This window comes from Kribbella turkmenica (genome assembly GCF_004348725.1).
Classification (GTDB): domain Bacteria; phylum Actinomycetota; class Actinomycetes; order Propionibacteriales; family Kribbellaceae; genus Kribbella; species Kribbella turkmenica.
This window is the reverse complement of the sequence record NZ_SMKR01000310.1, coordinates 1-2,470: the sequence shown is the minus strand read 5'-3', so window position 1 is coordinate 2,470 and position 2,470 is coordinate 1. Positions and strand designations below refer to the sequence as shown.

At 70.4% G+C, this 2,470-nt stretch carries 2 protein-coding genes; one reads left to right on the top strand and one right to left on the bottom strand.

Annotation, left to right across the window (positions count from 1 at the left end):
- Positions 1–9: 9 nt before the first annotated feature.
- The gene (locus E1218_RS35440; RefSeq protein ID WP_132327401.1) at positions 10–1,488 is read right to left on the bottom strand and encodes a sensor histidine kinase; all 1,479 of its coding nucleotides are present in this window, start codon (positions 1,486–1,488) and stop codon (positions 10–12) included.
- 268 nt (positions 1,489–1,756) lie between these two features.
- On the opposite strand from E1218_RS35440, the gene E1218_RS35435 reads away from it, so the two are divergent.
- A partial coding sequence (locus tag E1218_RS35435; protein ID WP_132327400.1) for a DUF2785 domain-containing protein occupies positions 1,757–2,470 on the top strand: 714 nt, incomplete at its 3' end.

The window sequence follows — 2,470 nt, the reverse complement described above, 5'->3', positions numbered from 1 at the left end:
GGCGCGCGGTTAGTCTTTGACTGGGATGTCCAGGGTGACCTGGGTGCCGGGCCGGCCGTCGTGCCGGGGACCGAAGTCGAGGGTTCCGTCCAGTTCGCCGATCACCAGGGTGCGGACGATCGACAGGCCGAGGTTGCCGGACAGCTCCGAGTCGAAGCTCGCCGGCAGGCCCTGGCCGTCGTCGACGACGGTGACGTGCAGCCGGCCCACCGACCGTTCGGCGGACAACTCGATCGTGCCGGTGGCCGCGCCACCGTCGCGGGACCGGAACGCGTGCTCCACCGAGTTCTGCATCAGCTCCGTCAGCACCATCGCCAGCGGGGTCGCGATCTCGGAGTCGAGGACGCCGAAACTCCCGGACCGCCTGGTCTCCACCGAGGTGGCCACCGTGGACACGTCGGCCACCATCGCGGCGACCCGGTCGGCGACGTCGTCGAAGTCCACGTGCTCGTCGAACGACTCCGACAGCGTCTCGTGCACGATCGCGATCGACCCGACCCGGCGGACCGCCTCGGCCAGCGCGGCCTGGCCTTCCGGTACGGTGATCCGCCGGCCCTGCATCCGGAGTAACGCGGCGACGGTCTGCAAGTTGTTCTTGACGCGATGATGAATCTCCCGGATGGTCGCCTCCTTGGTGACCAGTTCCCGCTCCCGGCTACGCAGCTCCGTCACGTCCCGGAGCAGGATCAGCGCCCCCACGTGCTGCCCGTCGGCCCGCAGCGGGATCGCCCGCAGGAACAGCGTCGCGTCCTCGTTCTCGATCTCGAGCTCCTTGGCGGCCCGCCCGGTCAGCACCGACGCCAGCACGTCGTCGACCTTGTGACCGCTCTGCAGCAGCTCACCGGTGACGTCCTTCAGCCGGCTCCCGACCAGGTCGGTGACCAGCCCCATCCGCCGGTACGCCGACAACGCGTTCGGGCTCGCGAACGTCACCATCCCGTGCCGATCGACCCGGATGCAGCCGTCGCCGACCCGTGGGGTGGTGGACAGCAGACGCTCGCCGCCGTACGGGAAGACGCCGTCGGTGATCATCCTGGCCAGGTCGGTGGCGCTCTGCAGGTAGGCGATCTCGAGCCGGGACGGGGTGCGGACGCCGAGCAGGTTCGTGTTCCGGGCGATCACCGCGATCACCCGGGTACCGCGCCGGACCGGGATCGTCTCGACCCTGACCGGGACGTCGTCGCGCCACTCCGGGTCGCCCTCGCGGCAGATCCGGCCGCCGTCGTACGCCTGGTCCAGCAGGTGCCGGCGGCCGCGCGGGATGAAGCTGCCGACGATGTCGTCCAGGTACGCCGTCGGTCCGGTGGTGGGCCGCATCTGCGCCCCGGCCCAGAAGCCGAGGCCCTCGGTGTCCGGCAGCCACAGCACCAGGTCGGCGAACGACAGGTCGGCCAGCATCTGCCAGTCGGAGACGAGCAGGTGGAGGCGGTCCAGGTCGGCCTGGTCCAGGGTGGTGTGGTTTCGGGCCACGTCGGTCAGAGACGGCACGCCTCGATGCTACCGAGGCCTTGGGGTACGTCTCCTCATTCCCTGCAGTCGCGAGCAGGTGCTCGGTGAGGTGCAGCGCACGGCGGAGGCGGGGCCCGGAGTGGGGTTCTCCGCGCCCCGACCTCCAACGCGGCGATGTGCCCCACCGAGTGCCGCGCAGCACGCAGGGGATGAGGCGACGTGCCCCGACCAGTACCCGTGGTGGTCCGCTCGACAAGTGGGTGTATGTAGGTGTTGATTGATCAGGCACGGATGAAAGGATGCTTCGGTGGAGTCGACGTACTGGCAGGACGTGATGGCCGCGGATTACGCGGTACCGCGCGACCGTGCGCTGACCGACCTCACCGAGGAGCTCGTCCGCGGCCTCGCCAGCACCAACCCGCAGGTCCGCGACGCGCTCGCGTACCCGACGCTGGCCACCTGGCTGGAACGCGGAGTGTACGACGACCTGCTGCCGGGCTTCGGTGACGGCCTGTGTGCCGGTCTCGCGTACGGGCTGGGTGAGGAGGGCACGGACACCGTGTTCCGCCGCTCCTTCACCGCTCTGACGCTCGCGGAGGTGATCCACCGCGACAACGCCGAGTTCCTCGTGCACGACGAGGTGGTGATGCGCTGGGGCGACCGGCTGGCCACCTGGCTGCTGCGGGAGCGCGACCTGCGCGGCTACGTGCCTGACTGTGGCTGGGCGCACGCCGTGGCCCACGGCGCGGACGCGATCGGCGCGCTGGCCCGGTCGCGGCACTGCGACGCCGGGGTGCTCCGGGCGCTGCTCGACGTACTGGCGGACCGGATCGTCAAGGACACGCAGTACCGGTGGGTGCACGAGGAGCACGACCGGGTCGCGCACGCGGTGATGACCATCCTGCACCGGAACATGCTCACCAGTGACGAGCTCGAGCGCTGGCTGAAGCCGGTCGCGGCGACCGCCGCCCAGCAGCCCCTGATGCACGAGACGCTGCCGGAGTGGCCGACTCCCTGTCTC